Here is a 20,006-nt window from a genome sequence, read left to right as displayed (position 1 = left end):
CGCTTTGACTCTGTCCTGAACATGGTCCGGCACTTTGATCAGAACAAGCAACCAATTGGTCAAATCTGCCACGCTGGTTGGGTGTTGATCTCTGCTGGCATCTTAAAAGGTGTTAATGTCACGAGTACGCCAGGAATCAAGGATGACATGACGAATGCAGGTGCGATTTGGCACGATGAAGCCGTCGTCGTCGACGGACATATCGTCTCGAGCCGTCGCCCGCCTGATCTACCAGATTACATGCGTGCTTTCATCCAAGTGATGGAAGAACAAGCATGATTCAGATGCAGGGGACGTCACATGACGGTCTCCTGCCTTTTTCATGGATTATGAAAAAAATGCAGTAATTCTGTGTGAGAAGGTGTAGAATGAATGAGTCTCAGTCGTTCATGCTCCTGAGAGTTGTTGAAATTAGGAAGGTGTAGAATCACATGCTAGTAAAATATAAGAAGTTGAATGAACGGACCGCGATGGGGCTGATCGCCTTTTCGTGCGAAGTGAAGGATCCGAAGTATTTGCTTGAAACGGTTCAAGCCTATGAACAGGAAGAAGACCAACGCTTGTATTTGTACAAACAAGATGAGGATTTCGTCGGTGTCATCGGGTTTCAATTAATGGATGGCCATGCTGAATTGAAACATATCGCGTTATCGCCGTCTTTCCGAGGAGAACGGATGTCGTATCTCTTACTTGATGAAGCATCCAAATTGCTTCGAACGGATATCATTGGTGCGACCGAAGAGACGCAACGCCTCGTCGACAAATGGAAAAATCAATAAAAAGACCGGTCCATGGCTTAGATGGACCGGTCTCTTCGGTTTTGTAGCGCTTCTTGCCGTGCAAGAACGACATCCGTACGATCGCGCAAACGATGTTTATGCGTCACGTAGTCGAGATCAGGTGCTGTCGCTTCCAGGGCGACGGTTCGGATGACGTCCGGGAAGACTGGTAACGGAATGTGTCGATAGACCGGCTCCGTAAAGTGGTTCCGATAATCCAGCAAACAAGAGACATCGATTCCGGACGCGATCAGCATAGCTCGGTGACGTTCGATCTTATCAAATGCTTTCCTGTATGTTCGCTGTGCACCGGTCGCATTGCCGCGACGGTGGTGATAGCGGGCGACGGCGAATTGAATTAAACCAACGAGTGCTTCGTCCTGACGTTGTCCTTCTTGCCAGACTTCTTCTAAGATTTCATGGCATTCGAAGTAATCGTGCCGGATATTGAATTCGAATACGAATCGCTCGATCGGATTCATGGAATCACCTCTTCCTTTTGAATATAACATAGTCGAACCCATCCGTTGTATGGTATACTAAGGCGCAAAAAACGTTGATGGGCAGGGAGAATCATGGAATCATACAGTGTAAAGATGGATGCGTTTGAAGGCCCGCTGGACTTGCTGTTACACTTGGTTGGTAAATTAGAAATCGATATTTATGATATATCCGTTTCCATGGTGACGGATCAATATGTGTCCTATATCCGTGCGATGCAACATCTTGAACTAGATGTTGCTAGTGAATATCTTGTCATGGCAGCGACGCTGTTGCAACTGAAAAGCAAACAACTCTTGCCGATCGAACAGACGGAATATGATGAGATTCCCGATTTCGAGGAAGAACCGACACGAGAAGGTCTGATTCAACAGTTGATCGAGTATAAGGCATATAAGGAAGCAGCCCTCGTCCTGAAGGAAAAGGAAGAGGCACGCCTTGAGCTGTTCTCGAAACAACCAGAGGATTTGATGCGTTATCTCGATACGGACGCACAAGAGTATAATGGTACGTTATCACTAAGTGATTTATTGCGTGCCTATGAAAAAATGCGTCAACGGGAAGCTTGGAAGGTACGTCGTTCGAAGACGGTCAAACGGGAAGAACGGTCGCTTGAGCAACAGATGGAGTCTGTCGCCCGTTACGTCGCGACGCGTGAGCGTACGACATTCTTTGGCTTTTTTGTGGAGCAGCCGACGGTCGAAGAACTGGTCGTCAGTTTCCTCGCCGTCCTAGAACTCGTCAAGCAACGCGTCATTGATTGTGAACAAATGACCGATGACATTTTGTTGCGTAGCATGGTGAAGGAGGAGAGTCAGATTGGCGTATGAACAAATCATTGAAAGCTTGTTATTCGTCGTCGGCGATGACGGCATCGACCCACGTGGTCTCAGTCAAGCACTAGAGATCAGTGAAGCGGCGGCGCGTGAACAGTTACTGGCTCTTCAGACGACGTTTGAAGCGGAGCAACGGGTGTTGCAAATCGTAGAGTCGGGTGGCGTCTTTAAGATGGTGACACGAAAAGAGATGTCGCCGTATATTCAGGCGTATGCGGGTTCACTTGCAGAAGACTCCTTGTCTCGAGCAGCGATGGAGACACTCGTCATCATCGCGTACAAACAACCCGTCACGCGTGCTGATATCGAAGTCGTCCGTGGCGTCAAGACGGAACGCGTCATCCATACGTTAAGTGCAAAAGGTTTGATTGAAGAAGCGGGACGCGCCAAAGGCGTTGGTCGCGCGAAATTGTATAAGACGACGGATCATTTCCTGGACCACTTTGGTCTGAATAGTATTGAGGAGTTACCACCACTCGAGTTCGAAGAAACGTTCGAATCAGATGGAGATCTCTTCTTCCGGAATGATCCTTCATTAGAGGAGAGAGTGAATTAATGGAACGGTTACAAAAAATCATCGCACAAGCAGGTGTCGCTTCACGGCGTAAATCAGAAGAATTGATCACAGCAGGTCGCGTTAAGGTCAACGGGAAAGTCATCACGGAGCTCGGAACGAAAGTTGGAGCGCGTGCTGAAGTCGAAGTCGATGGCGTCAAGCTCGAGCGGGAAGAACACGTTTATTACATGCTATATAAACCAACAGGTGTCGTCTCGACGGTTGAAGACGATAAAGGACGTAAGACGGTCGTCGATCTCGTACCACCAGGTCATCGTGTCTTCCCAGTCGGTCGTCTCGACTACAATACGAGCGGTCTTCTGTTGATGACGAATGACGGTGAATTCTCAAACCTTCTGCTTCACCCGAAGTATAAGGTACCGAAGCGTTACATCGTCAAAATCAAAGGCGTACCGGAATATTTCCACGTCAAAGGTCTTGAAAAAGGCGTCGTCTTGCCGGACGGCTTTAAGACAGGGAAAGCACGCGTCGAGATGCGTGACATCGATAAGAAGAAAAACACGGCTATCCTCGAAATGGTCATCTACGAGGGACATAACCGCCAAGTCCGTCAAATGGTCGAGACACTCGGTTCAGAAGTCTTGAAGTTGAAACGTGAACAGTTTGGTTTCTTGACACTGGCAGGTCTTACTTCTGGCGAGTGGCGTGAACTTTCAAAAAAAGAAGTCAATCAATTGCGTGAGCTAGCGGATCCAGCCGCTCCACCTACGAAAAGACGTAAGAACACAAAAAAACGTTAATTTGTAAAGCGAGAAGCTCATCCTCCGGGTTGAGTTTTCTTTTTTTGTGACAAAACGATTAACGAATTTCACATTTTATCAACGTTTAAGCGATTTCAAGTACAATATGGGTGGAGGCGGTAAAATATGAAAAAAACAAAACAAAATCCGGAAGAACGCTTAGCAGCGGCCCAGCAAAAAAAGAAGAAACGCTCCTTCTGGCGTCTGATGATCATGACGATGGTCTTGTTTGCAGGCGCAGTTGTCATCATGCAATTCGTCGATCAGGCGACACGCGATAAAAACGGACGTGTCATGGCAGGCGATGATGCTCCTGGTTTCGCGCTCGTCGATCTATACGGTGAGAAACAGCACTCGATGGATGAATACAAAGGAAAAGGACTTTTACTCAATTTCTGGGGGACATTCTGCGAACCATGTAAGAAAGAGATGCCTTTGATCAATGACAACTATCAGATGATGCAGGATCAAGGTGTCAATTTCGTAGCGGTCAATGTCGGAGAAACACCGGTTCGAGTCTCAAGCTTCATCAAGGATATCGGCGGAACGGATTATCCGATCCTCATGGATACGAATAGTTCGGTCGAGAAGGCTTACGGGATCTACAACTTACCTGTGACGTTCATCATCAATAAAAAAGGTGAGGTCGTCGAGAAATACGAAGGTGAGATTGATCAAGCGAAGCTGGAAGAGATGGTGAAGAAGGCGAACCAGTAACGCATCGAAGGGGGATTTAAGGATGCAGGAGCAAGAAGATTTTAAACAACTGGACATGCGTTACGAGGAAGCAGAACTTCGTTCGAAACGTAAAAATCCATCTTGGATCGACCGGGCATGGACGTTCTTCTCGTCCGTCAAGGTCGGGTTATGGCTGATCGGTCTGATCATCATCGCGAGTGGGGTCGGGACGATCTTCCCGCAAGAGATGTATATTCCGCAGGCAACACCACCGGAAGAATTTTATCAAAAAGAATACGGTACGGCAGGGGATATCTACTATACGTTAGGATTCCACAACCTGTTTGAATCATGGTGGTACATCGGATTAATCACACTGTTACTCTTATCGATCATCATCGTGTCGATTGACCGCTTCTTCCCGCTCTACCGAGCATTGAAGAAACAACCGGTCATTCAGTCGGACCGTTTCATGAATGGTCAGCGATTTGGCGCTGAAGCGACTGGAGACGTCAAAAAAATCGATGCGATCGCACCGTTACTTGAGAAAAAGGGCTATAAAGTTCGTCGGCAAGACGGGGCGCTCTTAGCGGAAAAGCAACGTTTTGGACGATGGGGTCCTTACATCAACCATATCGGTCTTGTACTATTCTTCGGAGGGGCGATGCTTCGGGTCGTACCGGGCATGCATGAAGATGAACTGCTTTGGCTTCGTGAAGGAGAAACATTACCGATCGAGGCGACAGACAACAAGTATTACTTGAAGAATGAGGCGTTCAATATCGAGTTTTATGATCCTGAGAAGGTGGACGCAAAATTCAAGAAATCACTTGAAGCAGCGGGCGGAAATGTACCGAAAAACTACGACACGAAGATGACGCTCTATAAAAGAGTCGGAGAGACAAGTGATTTCAAACCGAAACTCGAAGAAGTCAAATCAGGTGAGACGGCAGTCAACCGTCCATTCGAATTCGATGATTTCCAAGTCTTCCAAGAACAATACGCGGCAGATCCAGAATTTAAGACGATGTCGTTTAGCATCGTCAACCAAAAGACAGGTAAAGTCGTGGATACGATCAAGGTCGATTTACGTGAACCAAAAGAGACCTACAAGTTGAAAAACGGCTATGATGTCGAATTGAAGGATTTCTTGCCTGATTTCGTCGTCAAGGATGGACAGCCGACGACCAATTCTGGACGTCCTGTCAATCCGGCGTTCGTCTTTAATATCAAATCACCGGAGCACCCAAAAGGGGAGCGTAGCTTGATTGGTATCAAGCTGAATGTCGGTGGGGATGAGAACCAGTACAAGATGGCGTTTGCCGGTACGGAGCTCTCAAACATCTCAGGTGTCCGAATCAAGAAAGACTTGACGCTCCCATTCCTCTTTGCGGGTGGCATCATCTTCATGGCAGGTCTATTGATCGGGATGTACTGGCCGCACCGTCGTCTCTGGTTACGTGAGAAGAACGGTCGTATTCAGATTGCTGGATTTACGAACAAAAACGCATTAGGGCTTCAAAAAGAAGCCAATCTCGCGTTGACGGAAGTTGGTCTACCAGAACTTGAGGACCGACAAAAGTTGCGGGAAGAGGGGGAAGCTAAATGAACATGCTTCAGTTGAGCAGTAATCTGCTCCTAACGTCATTCATCGTCTACCTCGTCAGTACAGGTTTTTTCGCTGTTGCGACGAGTGGTAAAAAAGGTCCGACACGTTCTGGTAAGATCGCCTATACGCTCGCGATCATCGGTTTCCTGGCTCAGTTAGGGTATTTCTTTACGCGCTGGGCGGGTGCTGGACACGTTCCGGTCTCGAACTTATACGAATACACGACATTCTTTGGTATGATGATGGTCCTTGGATTCTTAATCGTCTATGCCATCTATAAAAACAATGTCCTTGGCTTGATTGCAATGCCGGTTGCCTTGCTCGTCATCGCTTATGCGTCGATGTTCCCGGATGAGGTCCAACCCTTGATTCCGGCACTTCAAAGTGTCTGGCTCAAAATCCACGTTACGACGGCAGCGCTCGGTGAGGGGATTCTCGCTGTCAGTTTTGCGACCGGATTGCTCTATCTGGTCCACGCGACGGATTTCAATAAAGAATCGAAAACACGGACATGGCTTGAGATCGTCATGTTCTCACTCGTTTGTGTCGTTGGTTACATCCTCGTCGGCCTCTTGTTCAAAGCAACAGGTTCTGCATCAACGATCGAATACGTCGCGAAGAATGGTGCGAAGATGACACATGAATACACGATGCCGGTTCTGACAGGTCCTGAGAACGGAAAAGTCTTATCTGGTTCAGGTGCCGTCATTGAATTGCCGAACTTCTTGAATGCGAATAAGGTCAATACGGTCTTATGGTCAGTCATTGGTGGGGTCGTCTTATATGTGTTGCTACGTTTCGTAGTTCTCCGTAAGCGTGTCGCAGAGAGTCTGAAACCAATCGCGCGGAAGATTGATTTAGAAACAGCTGATGAGATTAGTTACCGTGCGATCGCGATCGGTCTTCCAATCTTTATCCTTGGCGGATTGATCTTCGCAATGATTTGGGCGCAAATGGCATGGAGCCGCTATTGGGGCTGGGACCCGAAAGAGGTTTGGGCACTGATCACGATGCTCTTCTACGTGTTCTATCTCCACATGCGCATCCAGCGTGGGTGGATCGGTAAAAAATCAGCATGGTTATGTGTTGGTGGTTTTGCCGTCATCATGTTTAACCTTGTCTTCGTCAACCTTGTCGTAGCGGGATTACACTCGTACGCATAAGGAAAAGAAAAGCAGCGGATCCGGAAACGGTCCGCTGCTTTTTCATGTTTCTCTGACAAAAGAGTATCGTTTAGGGGAAATCAGCCAGTGCAAGCCATTCTTTTCGTTTCATAGTATACTAAAAGAGTAGTAGGATAGAGTAGTAGAGTTTAGTTTATAGGAGGAGACAGCATGTCAGAAGAAGCACGTATTTTAGTCGTCGACGATGAGGAACGAATTCGTCGCCTGTTGAAGATGTATCTGGAGCGGGAAAATTTCACGATCGAGGAAGCAGACAATGGAGAGACGGCGCTTGAAATGGCGCTTGAGACAGAATACGATGTCATTCTCCTCGACTTGATGATGCCGAAGATGGACGGGATGCAAGTTTGTGAAGAACTACGGAAAACGAAAGCGACGCCGGTCGTCATGCTGACGGCAAAAGGTGAAGAAACGAATCGCGTCCATGGGTTTGAAATGGGGGCAGATGATTATATCGTCAAACCATTCAGTCCACGTGAAGTCGTTTTGCGTGTCAAAGCAATCCTTCGCCGAGCGAGTGCAACGAAATTCCTCCATACGGATGCGAAAACAAAAGATGTCATCGTCTTCCCACATTTGACGATTGATAATGACGCACACCGCGTGACGGTTGAATCACAAGAAGTCAATTTAACACCAAAAGAATATGAACTCCTGTATTTCTTGGCAAAACAAACGGACAAAGTATTCTCACGGGAACAACTACTCAAGGAAGTCTGGAACTATGAATTTTTTGGGGATCTTCGGACGGTCGATACACACGTCAAACGTCTGCGTGAAAAGCTGAATCGTTTGTCTCCGAACGCTGCTCAAATGATCACGACGGTCTGGGGTGTCGGATACAAGTTCGAGAATAGTCCGACCTGACGATGAAATGGTTGCAAAGTGTAGTCATCAAACTATGGGGCACGATCCTATTGCTTGTCTCGGTCGTCTTGATCGCCTTGACGATCTTGTTACTTGAATTTTTCAACTCTTTTCATATCGAACAGGAGCGGGGGCACCTTGCAAAGCTCGGTCAACAAGTCGAGACCGTCTTTCAGGCGCACTCCGGTATCGAGGAAGGGTCGAGTACTGCTGTCGAAATCACGGATATATATGGCGCGACATTAATTGCGAAGACCCAGGACGATTCTGTCGAAGCGAACATTTCACAAGCGAAAGCGAACCGGATTATCAAGGAGCTCGAACGTCAGAACTGGAAAGCGATCGATGGTGAAGAAGGTGAAACGGCAATCGGTAATTACGAGACCTTCGATGGAAAGGCGGCACTCGCGTATCGAGCACCGCTCATTACGGATAGCGGCAACGGAACGATCTACTTGATCGAACAATTGACGAATATCGAGCAAGCGAATGAAGGCGCACGTCAAATCATTCAGCTCTGTGTCTTATTAGCGATCATCGGGACGACCGTCTTTGCTTTCTTCCTATCGACACGGATCACCGCACCACTACGGACGATTCGTCAAGCCGTCGTTGAGGCCGGTGAAGGGAAATTCGATCAAAGCCTGACGCAACGTTCACGTGATGAGATTGGTGACTTAGCGCTTGCCTTTAACGAGATGAGTAGCCAACTCAATCAATACGTCACGGATCTTGATAAGGAGCGTCACTTACTTTCCTCGATTCTGCGCTGTATGGCAGACGGCGTGTTGACGTTCTCAAAATCAGGTGAGCTACTCGCGACGAATCCACCAGCTGAAGCATTTCTTGCAGGTTCTCCCGTACCGGATGAACTGATTGAACTGTTCCAGACAGTCATGAAGGAAGAGACGGAGATGACGGTTTCGTTTGAACGGGAAGGACGCTTTTACATCATCATCGTCAGTCCGTTACTCGAACAAGAAGAGCAGATCGGAGCGGTCGCTGTCCTGCGCGACATGACGGAAGCACAACAACTGGAGAAGATGCGGGCCGACTTCGTCGCGAATGTCAGCCATGAACTGCGGACGCCACTCGTCATGTTGCAAGGGTATTCGGAAGCGATCGTCGACGGGATGACGGAAAGTGACGAGGCGACGAAAGAATTTGCATCAATCATCTATGATGAATCGCAACGCTTGTCCCGTCTCGTCAATGATCTACTCGATCTCGCGCGGATGGAAGCCGGTTATCAGGAGTTACGGATTGAAGCCATCGAAACGGTCTCGTTTGCACAGCGAGTCATCAAGAAATTCAAACAAATGGGACGCGATAAGCAGGTCACTTTCTCGGTTTCCGGTCCGAACATCACATTTGACGCCGATCCGGATCAGATGGAACAAGTCTTGACGAATCTTCTTGGAAACGCCCTTCGTTATACGGAGAACGGAGAAATCAAGATTAAGATTGACGAAGATAGGGAAAACATTACATTATCCGTCATCGATTCAGGTGACGGGATTCCGGAAGAAGATTTACCTTTCGTCTTTGATCGTTTCTATAAGGCGGACAAGGCACGAACGCGCGGTAAGACCGGTACAGGAATTGGTCTTGCGATCGTCGCGAACGTCGTCCGTGCTCATGGTGGAGAGGTCGAAGTCGACAGCCGCTTAGGAGAAGGAGCGACTTTCCGAATCCGATTACCAAAAAAACAAAGGAAGCGAACATTATGAGTCGCTTCCTTTCGCTATAGGAGTGAATAAAACATGAAAATTTATACGAAATCAGGCGATGAAGGAGAAACATCCCTTGTCGGTGGGAGAGTCAAAAAAAATGATCGATTGATCAGCTTGATGGGAGAACTCGATGAATTGAATAGCTTCGTCGGACTTGCTCGGACCAAAGCATCATCGATCGAAGTACGAGAACAATTGACGGTCATCCAGCATGCGTTGTTCGACTGTGGCAGTGACTTGATGTATGTCGAACCTCGTCCATCACGGTTAAGTCAGGAAGCAACAGTTGATTTAGAAAGTTGGATTGATAGTTTAACGGAATTATCGCCACCACTCGACAAGTTCATCTTACCAGGCGGAACGGAAGCGGCCGCGACATTGCATGTGGCACGGACGGTCTGCCGTCGCGTCGAACGTTCGATGATCGATGTTCCCCAAGCGGCTCATTTGTTACCGTTCATCAATCGGCTCAGTGATTTCTTTTTTACAGCAGCCCGTTATGAGAATGCCGTTAACCAAAAAGCAGATATTGAATACGTTCGCAGTGCGCATGTGTTCAAACGAAAGGATGGAGAGTAATGAGTCAGTCATTTAGCACATGGAAAAAGGAAGGAACGAGCTTCCACCTCGTTCCGACCGATAAATTCAAGACGATGACGATCCTCGTCACGTTTTCAGCACCGCTAGAGGCGAAAACACTGACTAGCCGCGCGATTTTACCATACATCATGGAAAAATCGACAGCTGCTTATCCGTCGATGAAAGCATTACGTGAGCCACTTGAGACATTATATGATGCGGGGCTTTATGCGGACGCGTCGAAGTTCGGAGAAGAGCACGTCATCTCGTTCCAACTTGATGTCGTCCGTGGAGAACTCGTCCATCACCCGTCGTTATTAAAAGAAGCACTTGAATTGCTAGAGCAAATGGTGCTGTATCCAGACTTGACGGAAAGTGGTTTCCGCGAACAGTTCGTCAAACAAGAAAAGCGACTGCATGCCTTACGAATCAGCTCGCTGTACGACGATAAGATGCGCTACGCACAGCAGCGTCTCCTTGAATTGATGGCACCAGGTGAAGCCGTCTCGTTACCATCGCTTGGGACAATCGAAGAACTCGAACGGATCACTCCATCGTCCTTGCGTGATACATACCGTTCGATGATCGAAGACGATCGAATCGATGTCTTCGTCGTCGGACAGGTGACGAAGGAGGAAATGGAAGATGCGTTGTCCTTCTTGCCATCGCACTCAGAAAAAGTCAGCCATTACATCCCTGAACAAAAACCGGTCAACGGTGTGAAACGGTCGAGCGAAACGCAACCGATCAAACAAGGGAAGCTGCACCTTGGTTACCGGGTAGCGGTCGATCCGACGTCTGCCGATTCAATCCGGATGCAAATCGTCAACGGTCTGTTCGGTGGATTCCCACATTCGAAACTGTTCATGAATGTCCGTGAAAAAGAGAGTCTCGCGTATTATGCGGCTTCACGATATGCGGCATTAAACAGTGCACTCTACGTCTATGCAGGGGTTGACACAAAAGAAGCGGAACGTGCCGAGAAAATCATCCTAGAGCAACTCGTTGATTTGAAGGCGGGACAGTTCACGGATGAAGAATTGACACAGACGAAGGCGATGTTGATCAATGCGCGCCGTCAAATTCTTGATCAGCCGGGGCAATTGATTGGTTGGTTGAATGGTTCGAAAATGCGTGGACTGACACTTGAAGATGAGATCCACATCATCGAGACGGCGACACGTGAAGACGTCGTTCGATTAGCAACGGCAATCGATCTAGATGCCGTATATCTATTGCGAGGTGAAGCATGATGGAACAACTGACTTATCACGATACAGACGAAACGGTATACCACGAGCAGCTCGATAACGGCTTATCCGTCTATCTGTTGCAAAAAAAAGGATACGAAAAGACGTATGCGACGTTTACGACACGTTATGGTTCGATTGATCAACGATTTAAAAAAGGAGAGGAATGGATCACGGTACCGGACGGCATCGCCCACTTCCTCGAGCATAAGATGTTTGAATCCGAAAAAGGTGACGTCTTCCAAGAGTTCGGTCGTCTCGGTGCCTCAGCGAACGCCTTTACCTCGTTTTCACGGACAGCGTACTTGTTCTCAGCAACGTCATTGATCGAACAAAACCTCGAGACATTGATCGATTTCGTACAAGATCCCTACTTCACGCCGGAAAGCGTTGAAAAAGAGAAGGGGATCATCACGCAGGAAATCCAGATGTATCAAGATAATCCAGGATGGCGTCTGTTCTTCGGTCTAATCGAATCGATGTATGCGACGCATCCGGTCCGAATCGATATCGCAGGAACACCGGAATCGATCAATCAAATCACAGCCGATGATCTATACACGTGCTATCGTACGTTCTATCATCCATCGAACATGGTATTGTTCGTTGTCGGAAACATCGACCCGGAAGAGACGCTGGCATTGATCAAGGCGAATCAGGCGAAGAAGGATTATACGGATCGCCCGGCGATCGAGCGGGATTATGGTCAAGAACCGCACGGCGTGCATCGTCCACGTCTCGAACTCGAGCTCGACGTCAAGACACCGAAGGTATTAATCGGTTACAAAGACGAATCTGTCCGCGGCGAAGCACAAGTCCGTCGTGAGTTGACGAGTGAATTATTATTGCACCTCTTATTCGATCAAACATCATCGACGTATTTGGAATTGTATGAAGACGGTCTGATCGACGATACGTTCAGCTTTGATTACTCGAGTGAGGAAGAGTTCGCCTTCGCGACGTTCGGCATGGAGACAGAGGATCCAGACAAGTTTATCCAAGCGTATGAGACACTTCTGCAAACGCGTCCTGACTTCACGGAAGACGAGGTCACGCGCAAGCGGAACATGATGCAAGGGAAATTCCTCCGTGCCTTGAATTCACCGGAATTCATTGCGAATCAGTTCTCGCGTCACGCACTTGCCGGTACGAATCTGTTCACGCTTCCGACATTGATTGCTTCGATTACGAAAGAAGAGATCGAAGCCCGTTTCGACGAGTTGTTCGCCATTGAAAACCGGGCGATCTCAATCGTCAAACCGTACGCGTGATGCGAATCCTCATCACCGGTGCGAGTGGCGCCATTGGTCTTGCGGCAGCAAAACAACTTGCTGCCGCCGGACATGAATTGGTGCTTCAGACGTATCGACAGCAAGCGGTTTTGGAACGGATGATAGAGGAGTGGCAAGGAGAGCACCACATCCTGACGGCGAATTTAGCGGATGATGAGGACTTGCAGGCATTTTGTACGGCGTTACCTGTCGTCGATGCCTTCGTCCATTGTGCCGGAACGAGTTATAGCGGTCTGTTGCTCGATCAATCGGCAACATCAATGAGTGAACTTTGGAGAATACATGTCGATGCGTTGATGCGCATCAGTCAAACCGTGACGCGGACGAAACCGTTTACGTCGCAGCTGGCGATCGTCGTCATCAGTAGTGTATTAGGGGAACAAGGTGTCGCGGGTGAAGTTGCCTATTCGACGTGCAAGGCAGCACAGCTGGGCTTCGTCAAAGCATACAGTAAAGAACTTGGACCAATGCATGGACGCATCAATGCGATTACGCCAGGATGGATTGATACGCCGATGAACGCGATTTTTTCTGAGGATGAAAAGGCAGAAGCGATTGCTGAAATCCCTGCCGGACGATTCGGAAAAGCAGAGGAAGTAGCTTCTGCGATCCGTTACTTGGTGCAACCAGAATCGAGTTATGTGTCGGGAGCCATCCTTAAAATAGATGGTGCGTGGATGTAAGCATTGGAATTTCAGTTCAGGAATGCTTTTCATTTTTCAAAAAATCATTTAACATGAGGAATGGATAATCGTATCAATAGAGGAGGATGGGCGCGTGAGTGAGTTCGAGCAATGGTATCTCGAATATGAATTAAAGGTCAACCGTCCCGGTATACTCGGGGACATTGCTTCGTTGATGGGAATGTTACATATTTCGATCGTGACGATCAATGGTGTCGATCATCAACGACGCGGTATGTTGCTCCAAACGAAACAACCGGATCAAATTCCACGACTCGCTGCTATTCTCAAGACGATGTCAACCATAGAGGTCATCAAACTACGAAAACCAAAACTGCGTGATCGGATCGCGATTCGTCACGGTCGTTATATCGATCAAAGCAGTGATGAACGAAAGACGTTCCGCTTCGTTCGGGAAGACTTAGGGATTCTCGTCGATTTCATGGCAGAACTATGCAAACAGGATGGGCACTTGTTGATTGGTGTCCGCGGTATGCCACGAGTCGGGAAGACGGAATCGATCGTCGCTGCAAGCGTCAGTGCGAACAAGAAATGGTTGTTCCTTTCTTCGACGCTGATCAAACAGACGGTACGAACGTCGTTATTCGATGACGAACGGACTGGGGATTACGTCTACATCATCGATGCATTGGTGTCGCAACGGAATTTCGATGAACGGCACTGGCAGATTTTACGCGAAGTCATGCGACTACCGGCGACGAAAATCGTCGAACATCCGGATGCATTCGTCAAATCAAGTGAATATACGTGGGATGATTTTGATTACATCATTGAATTACGCAACACGACAGAAGAAATCATTGTGACTGAACTGCCTCGTTCCCATGGGGGAAATGATTGGTTCAACTTTGAATAAGTATGAAAAATGGAAGGTGTGTTACCGATGACCGAGCTCGGAACCTACTTAAAGGAACAACGAGAGGCGCTAGGCGTCTCTCTCGAACAAATTCAAACGACGACGAAGATTCAAAAGCGTTACATCGTCGCGATTGAAGAAGGCAACTATGATCAATTACCAGGTGCTTTTTACGCCCGGGCCTTCATCAAGACATATGCGGAAGCACTCGGTCTTGACGTCGACGAAGTCTTCACGACCTATAAGCGTGATCTTCCGGAACCGGAGGCACAACCGGTCGTCGAATTATCACGACGCGCGACGTATTCGAAATCAAGTGCACCGAAGAAAAGCGTTGCAAAGCGCTGGATTCCGAACATCATCATCATCGTGCTGATTTTTGCGATTGGTGCTGCCTTGTATTATGGACTTCAGATGTTCCTCGACGGTAACGAAGAGGCAAAAACGTCTGCACCGAAGCAAAACGATGTCACGATCGACCAAGGAGACGCACCGAGTAAAGAAACGGATGCGCCTGCGAAGACAGAAGAAAAGCCGAAGGAAGAACCGGCGAAACAAGAAGAAACAAAAGAAAAACCTAAAAAAGAAGCGCTTGCTGCGAAGTCGACATCTGGTCAAGATGTCACCTATGAAGTCGCAACGAAAGATACGATGAGTGTCTCGATTCAAATCAAGAAAGATGCCTCTCCATCACCATTCGTTGGTGTGCGTGATACATCCCTTGAAGGAGAAGCACTCGCGCCAGATCACATCAACGCGTCGGATCCAAATCCGATCGTCGTGAAGGACGCGAAGACGGACTTGATCCGGATCCGGATCGGTTCGATTAAAGGGATTGATAAAATCGTCGTCAATGACCAAGAACTGAAACTGAACCGTTCGCTTCTCGTCCAAAACATCTATCTGAAGAAAGTAGCCACGCCGTAAACCGGCGTGCCTTCTTTTAGATGGCATATTCATCTACATATGAAATGAAGGAGGAGGGCGTTACATGAACTTACCGAATCAATTGACAGTATTACGCGTTTTATTAATTCCCGTGTTCGTCATCGTACTTGCGATTGATCCGAACTGGGGACAGTGGGATGTACTAGGAGCTGAACTTCCCGTCTCACACTTCGTTGCAGCCATTATCTTCCTTGTTGCTTCACTGACGGACTGGCTCGATGGGTATATCGCCCGCAAACAAAATCTAGTAACGAACTTTGGAAAATTCATGGATCCACTTGCCGATAAGATGTTAGTCGCTGCTGCGCTCGTCTACCTTGTGGAACTTGAGTTCGTTGCGGCATGGATCGTCGTCATCATTCTCTGCCGTGAGTTCGCTGTCACAGGTCTTCGTCTTGTCGCATCTGACGAAGGCATCGTTCTTGCTGCCGGAAACTCTGGAAAAGCAAAGACATGGGTCCAGTTGACATCGATTACAGCGTATTTATTGCACGATATCGTTTTTGCGATGTGGAATATTCCATTCGCAGATATCACGATGTGGCTTGCTCTTATCTTGACGATCTATTCAGGCGTCGAGTATTTCTCGAAAAACATCAAGTTAATTACGAAATCCATGTAAGTTGGATCAATTTAGACTGTTCGTCATACCGAACAGTCTTTTCTTATACTTCAAGAAGGTGAGGAATCAACATGAAAGCAGAAATCATCGCAGTCGGAAGTGAGCTTCTCCTTGGAGAAATCACCAACACGAATGCACAGTACCTTTCCGAATGGCTAGCCAGTGCAGGAATTGACGTTCATTATCATACAGTCGTCGGTGACAACCGCGAGCGGATGCAGGAAACGTTCCGTCAGGCGCAACAGCGGGCGGATCTCCTTGTCATCACAGGGGGGCTTGGACCGACCGAGGATGACTTGACGAAAGAGGTGCTCGCTGACCTGCTTGGGCGCGATCTCGTTCTCGATCAAGCAGCGTACGAAAGAATCGAAGGATTCTTGAAGACACGTCAACGGGAGATGACGAACAATGAACGGAAACAAGCATTAGTCATCGCTGGCGCGACGGTTTTACGCAATGATGCGGGTCTTGCTCCCGGTATGTCGGTGCAGACGGAGCACCACCAATATATCGTTTTACCCGGTGTGCCACGTGAGATGAAGCAAATCCTCAAAGATCACTTCAGTCATTTGTTCGGTCAAGAGACAATCCGTTCCCGAACACTACGTTTCTTCGGAATCGGAGAATCGGCTCTAAACGATCGCCTGGAAACGTTAATCAAAGAAGCAACCAATCCATCGGTCGCCCCTTATGCGGAACTCGCTGAAGTACGGTTGCGTCTGACTGCTAAAGCACTCGATCAACAGGAAGCCGACCGTATGCTCGATGAACTGGAACAACACGTACTGGCTGAAGTGGGCATGTACTTTTATGGATATGGCGAGACAAGCCTGCCGGAAGTCGTACTGAAACGGTATCAAGAAGCAGGATTGACACTGTCACTCGCCGAATCACTGACGGGAGGAGCTGCCGCAAGTGGACTCGTTGATGTCAGCGGTGCGAGTCAAGTGTTGCGTGGGAGCGCCGTCGTGTATGATGATGCAGCGAAGCAAGGCGTATTATCGGTACCGGAAGTTTTGTTACGAGAGCATACTGCTGTCAGTAAAGAAGTCGCAATCGCGATGGCTGAAGGGGTACGCGAACTGTATCAATCCGACATCGCCGTCGCGTTGACAGGGGAAGCAGGTCCGACAAGCAACAGCGGAAAAGTGGTCGGAACCGTCTATTGTGCTGTTGCGGACGCACATGGAACACGCATCGTCGAATGGCAATATCCATCGTTCGACCGGGGAATGATTCGACTGCGCGCCGTCAAGGATACCTATTTCCTTCTACTGAAACATCTCGAAAAAGCATCCGAGTGAGAAAATTGGTCAAAGTGCAAGTATGCGAATAAATGTTCGTAAAATGCTTGTCATTCGGTCTCAAAAGAAGTACAATAATCTCAGTAAGATAATTAAAAGGAGGCCTGCTACGTGAGTGATCGTAAAGCAGCACTTGAGATGGCGTTACGCCAGATAGAGAAACAGTTCGGTAAAGGTTCCATCATGAAACTCGGAGAAAATGCGGATCAGAAGGTATCAGTGATCTCTTCTGGATCGATTACATTAGATATTGCCCTAGGTGCAGGTGGATACCCACGTGGACGGGTCATCGAAGTATACGGACCTGAATCGTCAGGTAAAACGACGGTAGCGCTTCATGCAATCGCAGAAGTTCAAAAACAAGGTGGACAAGCAGCATTCATCGATGCAGAGCACGCGCTTGATCCAGCATACGCAAATAAACTCGGTGTCAACATCGATGAGCTCCTCTTGTCACAACCGGATACTGGGGAGCAGGCACTTGAAATCGCGGAAGCACTCGTTCGTTCTGGTGCGGTCGATATTCTTGTCGTCGACTCTGTTGCGGCACTCGTACCAAAAGCAGAGATTGAAGGCGAGATGGGTGACTCACACGTCGGTCTTCAAGCGCGTTTGATGAGCCAAGCGCTTCGTAAGTTGTCTGGTGCAACGAATAAATCGAAAACGATCGTCATCTTCATCAACCAAATCCGTGAAAAAATCGGTGTTATGTTTGGTAACCCGGAAACGACTCCAGGTGGTCGAGCACTCAAATTCTACTCGTCTGTTCGTTTAGAAGTGCGTCGTGCGGAAGCGTTGAAAAACGGTACGGACGTCGTCGGTAACAAAACGAAGATCAAGGTTGTCAAAAACAAAATTGCTCCTCCGTTTAAACAAGCAGAAGTTGATATCATGTACGGTCTCGGTATTTCGAAGGTCGGTGAGTTGATCGACATCGGAACGGATCTGGATATCGTTCAAAAGAGTGGTGCATGGTATTCGTACAACTCAGAGCGTCTTGGTCAAGGGCGTGAGAACGCGAAGCAATACATGGTCGAGCATCCGGAAGTCGCAGCAGAGGTCGAACGTTTGATTCGTGAACATCACGGTCTCGTCGATCGCGAAGAGCCGGTTGATTTCGAAGCAGAACAACCAGAAGATCTATTTGCTGAATAAACCGTTTCAGAGAGGATTCGCATACGAATCCTCTCTTTTTTAGTGTAAAAGAGGAAAACAGTGGAATTCTTTCCCGTCCGTTCGTTGACAATGAACGAGTGCTATCCTTACAATATAGATGTACGTTTTTTAGACAGCTTCGATGAAATACCGAAATGAACTAAGAAACACCTTGCAAAGGGGAGGTGAACCCATGAGTACACTGACTTGGATTGTCATACTTCTCCTCACTTTGCTGATCGCATTCATCGTAGGCTACTTCTTGCGGAAATCGATTGCAGAAGCGAAAATTCAAGGCGCAGAAACGGAAGCGAATAAAATCGTTGAACGTGCGCGTGAATCGGCTGAGGCAACGAAAAAAGAAGCCGTACTCGAAGCGAAAGATGAAGCATTCAAACTTCGTAACGAAGTGGAAAAAGAATTGCGTGAACGTCGCCAAGAGCTAGCGAAACAAGAAGCCCGGTTGCTCCAGAAAGAAGAGACACTCGATCGCCGTGTTGACGCTATCGACCGTAAGGAAGATCAAATCAATACACGTGATGCAGAGATCGCGAAACGGAAGCATCAAGCTGAAGAACTAGAGCGCAAAGTAGAGGACCTGTATGAACAGGGACGTCAAGAGCTTGTCCGCGTCGCGAATTTATCGCAAGACGAGGCAAGAACAATCATCATGGATGAGACGAAACAGGCTGCTTTACACGACGCAGCCATTCTTCAAAAAGAAATCGAACAAAAAGCAAAAGAAGAAGCCGACAAGAAAGCACGTAACATCTTGTCACTTGCGATTCAACGGTTCGCCGCTGAACATATCGCAGAGACGACTGTATCGGTCGTCAACTTGCCGAACGATGAGATGAAAGGTCGCATCATCGGACGGGAAGGCCGCAACATCCGTACGCTCGAGACCTTGACTGGGATCGACTTGATCATCGATGATACGCCGGAAGCCGTCATTTTGTCTGGTTTTGACCCAATTCGTCGCGAAGTCGCTAAAATGGCGCTCGAGAAATTGGTTCAGGATGGTCGGATTCACCCGGCTCGTATTGAAGAGATGGTCGACAAATCCCGTCGTGAAGTCGACGAGCGGATTCGAGAAATCGGGGAAGAAGCGACGTATGATGTCGGAATCCACGGCATTCATCCGGACCTTGTCAAAATTCTCGGTCGCTTGAAGTACCGTACGAGTTACGGACAGAACGTCCTGTATCACTCACTTGAGGTTGCCCACCTTGCAGGTATGATGGCAGCTGAACTTGGAGAAGATGTCACGCTTGCGAAGCGTGCAGGTCTTCTGCATGATATCGGGAAAGCGATCGACCACGAAGTCGAAGGCAGTCACGTTGAGATTGGTGTCGAGCTCGGTACGAAGTACAAAGAGCATCCAACCGTCATCAACGCGATCGCATCACACCACGGAGATACGGAAGCGACATCTGTCATTTCTGTCTTGGTTGCAGCTGCGGATGCATTATCTGCTGCTCGTCCAGGTGCACGTCAAGAGACACTCGAAAGTTATATCCGCCGTCTCGAACGCCTCGAGGAAATCTCGGAATCGTTCGACGGTGTCGAAAAATCATTTGCGATCCAAGCGGGTCGTGAAGTCCGCATCATCGTTCGACCTGACGTCGTCGATGATGTACTGGCTCACAAGATGGCGAGTGACATCCGGAAAAAAATCGAAGAAGAACTCGATTATCCGGGACACATCAAAGTCACGGTCATTCGGGAAACACGAGCAGTCGAATACGCGAAATAAGTGGAGTGGCGGGCGACCGCCACTTTTTTTAATGAA

General features: G+C 48.2%; 21 protein-coding genes. 20 read left to right on the top strand and 1 reads right to left on the bottom strand.

Going from position 1 to position 20,006, the window contains the following annotated elements; translation table 11 throughout:
- Together B2751_RS11360 and B2751_RS11355 are read left to right on the top strand one after the other, a co-directional pair.
- Positions 1–279, top strand: a 279-nt coding sequence (locus B2751_RS11360) for a DJ-1/PfpI family protein (protein ID WP_290774840.1), incomplete at its 5' end; no start/stop codon positions are given.
- 152 nt (positions 280–431) lie between these two features.
- A complete protein-coding gene (locus B2751_RS11355) occupies positions 432–779 on the top strand; it encodes a GNAT family N-acetyltransferase (RefSeq protein ID WP_290774837.1) in 348 nt (115 codons plus the stop codon).
- 17 nt (positions 780–796) lie between these two features.
- On the opposite strand, the gene B2751_RS11350 is transcribed toward B2751_RS11355, so the two are convergent.
- Positions 797–1,261: a DUF309 domain-containing protein gene (locus B2751_RS11350; protein WP_290774836.1), complete on the bottom strand. Its 465-nt coding sequence runs from the start codon at positions 1,259–1,261 to the stop codon at positions 797–799.
- A 93-nt stretch (positions 1,262–1,354) separates the two neighbouring features.
- On the opposite strand from B2751_RS11350, the gene B2751_RS11345 reads away from it, so the two are divergent.
- The 18 genes from B2751_RS11345 (at position 1,355) to rny (ending at position 19,970) form a co-directional block, all read left to right on the top strand.
- Positions 1,355–2,110, top strand: a complete 756-nt coding sequence (locus B2751_RS11345; protein WP_035408886.1) for a segregation/condensation protein A — start codon at positions 1,355–1,357, stop codon at positions 2,108–2,110.
- Complete coding sequence (gene scpB, locus B2751_RS11340; protein ID WP_023467687.1) at positions 2,100–2,672, top strand: SMC-Scp complex subunit ScpB; 573 nt, start codon at positions 2,100–2,102, stop codon at positions 2,670–2,672. The genes B2751_RS11345 and scpB overlap by 11 nt, the downstream gene beginning before the upstream one ends.
- Positions 2,672–3,433: a pseudouridine synthase gene (locus B2751_RS11335; protein WP_056060423.1), complete on the top strand. Its 762-nt coding sequence runs from the start codon at positions 2,672–2,674 to the stop codon at positions 3,431–3,433. Before scpB ends, B2751_RS11335 begins: the two co-directional genes overlap by 1 nt.
- 126 nt (positions 3,434–3,559) lie before the next feature.
- Positions 3,560–4,150 (top strand): redoxin domain-containing protein, encoded by a 591-nt coding sequence (locus B2751_RS11330; protein ID WP_035408882.1) that lies wholly within the window; start codon positions 3,560–3,562, stop codon positions 4,148–4,150.
- A gap of 22 nt (positions 4,151–4,172) precedes the next feature.
- Positions 4,173–5,720, top strand: coding sequence for a cytochrome c biogenesis protein ResB (resB, locus tag B2751_RS11325; protein ID WP_081780387.1), 1,548 nt, complete (start codon positions 4,173–4,175; stop codon positions 5,718–5,720).
- The gene (gene ccsB / locus B2751_RS11320; protein ID WP_035408879.1) at positions 5,717–6,883 is read left to right on the top strand and encodes a c-type cytochrome biogenesis protein CcsB; all 1,167 of its coding nucleotides are present in this window, start codon (positions 5,717–5,719) and stop codon (positions 6,881–6,883) included. Before resB ends, ccsB begins: the two co-directional genes overlap by 4 nt.
- Positions 6,884–7,054: 171 nt before the next feature.
- Positions 7,055–7,771, top strand: coding sequence for a response regulator transcription factor (locus B2751_RS11315; RefSeq protein WP_035408876.1), 717 nt, complete (start codon positions 7,055–7,057; stop codon positions 7,769–7,771).
- A 2-nt stretch (positions 7,772–7,773) separates the two neighbouring features.
- Complete coding sequence (locus B2751_RS11310; RefSeq protein WP_290755436.1) at positions 7,774–9,501, top strand: ATP-binding protein; 1,728 nt, start codon at positions 7,774–7,776, stop codon at positions 9,499–9,501.
- A gap of 33 nt (positions 9,502–9,534) precedes the next feature.
- Positions 9,535–10,083, top strand: a complete 549-nt coding sequence (locus B2751_RS11305) for a cob(I)yrinic acid a,c-diamide adenosyltransferase (protein ID WP_035408870.1) — start codon at positions 9,535–9,537, stop codon at positions 10,081–10,083.
- Positions 10,083–11,336 (top strand): EF-P 5-aminopentanol modification-associated protein YfmF, encoded by a 1,254-nt coding sequence (yfmF, locus tag B2751_RS11300; RefSeq protein ID WP_290774833.1) that lies wholly within the window; start codon positions 10,083–10,085, stop codon positions 11,334–11,336. Before B2751_RS11305 ends, yfmF begins: the two co-directional genes overlap by 1 nt.
- Positions 11,333–12,604 (top strand): EF-P 5-aminopentanol modification-associated protein YfmH, encoded by a 1,272-nt coding sequence (gene yfmH / locus B2751_RS11295; RefSeq protein WP_231496875.1) that lies wholly within the window; start codon positions 11,333–11,335, stop codon positions 12,602–12,604. The genes yfmF and yfmH overlap by 4 nt, the downstream gene beginning before the upstream one ends.
- Positions 12,604–13,308 (top strand): elongation factor P 5-aminopentanone reductase, encoded by a 705-nt coding sequence (gene ymfI, locus B2751_RS11290; RefSeq protein WP_056060433.1) that lies wholly within the window; start codon positions 12,604–12,606, stop codon positions 13,306–13,308. The genes yfmH and ymfI overlap by 1 nt, the downstream gene beginning before the upstream one ends.
- Positions 13,309–13,402: 94 nt before the next feature.
- A complete protein-coding gene (locus B2751_RS11285; protein ID WP_023467698.1) occupies positions 13,403–14,185 on the top strand; it encodes a DUF3388 domain-containing protein in 783 nt (260 codons plus the stop codon).
- Positions 14,186–14,212: 27 nt separating this feature from the next.
- On the top strand, positions 14,213–15,112 hold the full coding sequence (locus B2751_RS11280; protein ID WP_035409716.1) for a helix-turn-helix domain-containing protein: 900 nt from the start codon (positions 14,213–14,215) through the stop codon (positions 15,110–15,112).
- A gap of 64 nt (positions 15,113–15,176) precedes the next feature.
- On the top strand, positions 15,177–15,755 hold the full coding sequence (gene pgsA, locus B2751_RS11275) for a CDP-diacylglycerol--glycerol-3-phosphate 3-phosphatidyltransferase (RefSeq protein WP_056060438.1): 579 nt from the start codon (positions 15,177–15,179) through the stop codon (positions 15,753–15,755).
- A gap of 71 nt (positions 15,756–15,826) precedes the next feature.
- Positions 15,827–17,059 (top strand): competence/damage-inducible protein A, encoded by a 1,233-nt coding sequence (locus tag B2751_RS11270; RefSeq protein ID WP_290774829.1) that lies wholly within the window; start codon positions 15,827–15,829, stop codon positions 17,057–17,059.
- Positions 17,060–17,170: 111 nt separating this feature from the next.
- Positions 17,171–18,214 (top strand): recombinase RecA, encoded by a 1,044-nt coding sequence (gene recA, locus B2751_RS11265; protein ID WP_023467702.1) that lies wholly within the window; start codon positions 17,171–17,173, stop codon positions 18,212–18,214.
- Between the two features lie 193 nt (positions 18,215–18,407).
- Entirely contained in the window at positions 18,408–19,970 is a 1,563-nt protein-coding gene (rny, locus tag B2751_RS11260; protein WP_023467703.1) for a ribonuclease Y, read from the top strand.
- Positions 19,971–20,006: the final 36 nt, after the last annotated feature.

Source organism: Exiguobacterium sp. UBA6282 (assembly GCF_002440475.1).
GTDB lineage: Bacteria > Bacillota > Bacilli > Exiguobacteriales > Exiguobacteriaceae > Exiguobacterium_A.
Note: the sequence above shows the minus strand (reverse complement) of the source record. Positions and strands in the feature narration are given on the sequence as shown.